Source organism: Roseburia inulinivorans DSM 16841 (assembly GCF_000174195.1).
Classification (GTDB): Bacteria; Bacillota; Clostridia; order Lachnospirales; family Lachnospiraceae; genus Roseburia; species Roseburia inulinivorans.
Window position 1 is genome coordinate 1 of record NZ_ACFY01000125.1, and the last position, 1,994, is coordinate 1,994.

At 38.1% G+C, this 1,994-nt stretch carries 1 protein-coding gene; it reads right to left on the reverse strand.

Features of this window, described 5'->3' with window-relative positions:
• Positions 1-113 precede the first annotated feature (113 nt).
• A complete protein-coding gene (locus ROSEINA2194_RS13520; RefSeq protein ID WP_007888265.1) occupies positions 114-1,856 on the reverse strand; it encodes an IS1634 family transposase in 1,743 nt (580 codons plus the stop codon).
• Between the last annotated feature and the right edge of the window lie 138 nt (positions 1,857-1,994).

Sequence of the window (1,994 nt, forward strand, 5' to 3'; positions counted from 1 at the left end):
TCCCATCTTTGACAGTTGAAAAACAAAAAAACGGTTGTAAAGCCAGTAAAATCAATGCTTGCAGCCGTTTTTTGTTTCGTAACGATATGTGCTATTGTGCTATATTTTTTACGCTATGGTAAATTTATTTCTTTTGTTTGCCTGATGATGCTTCGCATCGTAGATTTTTTGATGAATTCATAGTCTGTCCGAAAACCAAAAGTTTTGTGTAATGAATCTGTTATTTCAGTTCGTGTGTAGGACGGAACATAGCCATTAGCAGTATTTAACAGTGTCATTTTCATAGAACGTAAGGTCTCGATGATCTGTTCTGTTGTATAGTTATTTCCTATTTTCCGCTCTAACAGACGGTAGAGAAGAAGGCTGATGTAACAGGTCATGAAGTGAGCCTTAATCCGGTCATCTCTTCTGACATACACAGGTCTGGCTTCGAATTCAGTTTTCATGATTCTGAAGTTCTCCTCAATTTCCCAGCGCTGCTTGTTGATCTTTATGATTTCCTCGATATTTCCCTCCAGATTTGTCATTACTGCGTAGAAACCATCGTAAAGTTCTTCTTTGGCAATCTGTTCCACGTCAATTTCATATACTTTCTTTTCTGCAATCTCACCATCGTCTGTTACAGCAGTCTTTTTTACAAAACGCATTGGATCATTTTGATTTTTACCCTTCCGTTTTTTGTAAGGAGAGTTGATGATCCTCTCTGCACGCTCGATTTGACGTGACCGGATTTTTTGCTGATAAGCTTTATATTTCGGAGAGTATGTAACGATTAGTGTCTCATCCATATTTCCTGTGACAATAGGAACTTCTTTGTAGTAAATGGAGTTAAAAACGTCTTCATCGGTTTCGTCCAAAGTCCTGATATCTATAAAATCTGTCGAACCAACTTTTCTGAACTGCGTTGGATTCAGGGCAATATCACGGTCTTCCTGCTTCATTTTTTTAAGGGAATGCGTGATGACATAAGCCCGATTCCCGATGCTGTTAAACGCTCGGTTATTTGCACTTCCGAGACCGGCATCCGAACAGAAAATAAATTCACTACAGTTAAAATCTTTTATGATTTTCTTCTCCAGAGGTTTAAGCGTTGTCTGCTCGTTTTGATTACCTGGAAAAACATCAAATGCCAGTGGAATGCCATCAGCATCCATAAACAGCCCCATGCCAACAATCGGATTTGGACGGTTCTCCTTGCCTTTTCCATAGTGCTTCAAACCGCTTTCTTCCTCAATCTCAAAGTAATAATTCGTACAGTCATAGTAGAGTATCTTCTGATTTCTTGGATGGATGAAGTTTGAATTTTTGTATAGTTCACTTTGGATAAAATCCGACTCTTCCGCGATTACAGATAAAGCTCTGTAAACATCCTGAATCTCATACTTTGGTGGTTCAAGAAGCGTTTTGCAAAAGTTATAACTGCTGAGCTTGCTTGAAGGAGAGAGAACCCTTGCATAAACGAGATCAGTTAGAATCGCATGAAGATCATACTTAAATTTATGGTGTCCTTTAATCACACGACAGATGTTATCAAGGCGTAGCTCTGTACATAATTGTTGAAGAAATAGATAACCGGCATGAAAAGAACGCGCCTCGTTCATAGGAATGCAGGCAGCTTGAGAGAACTCAACCGTTACTTTCCCCGTACGCTCATTGTAGAGTTCAGTTTCTTTGGCAGCTTCGCTTTTCGCCCAAGCGATAAGTTTTTCATTATCACCATCAAACTGTTCCAACAAGGTGTTATATTTTCCAAGCTTCTTATAAATGCGAGATGATGACTTTCCATCCTTTTTTCGGAATGATTGATAAATGTAAACGTCTTTATTATTTTTACTACCTGTAACTGCAATATACATGACACAAAATCCTTTTTCTTTTAATTATACCACACTATTACAAACGAGTACATACCAAAGCAAAAAATTTGACATAAAAAACGCAGGTTTTATGCGACCTGCGATAACTTTTTTAAATATTCAACTGTCAAACTCCCG

What these genes read in the sequence shown, in the direction of transcription:
- ROSEINA2194_RS13520 (WP_007888265.1), bottom strand. Translation starts at nt 1,856, where the DNA reads ATGTATATTGCAGTTACAGGTAGTAAAAATAATAAAGACGTTTACATT.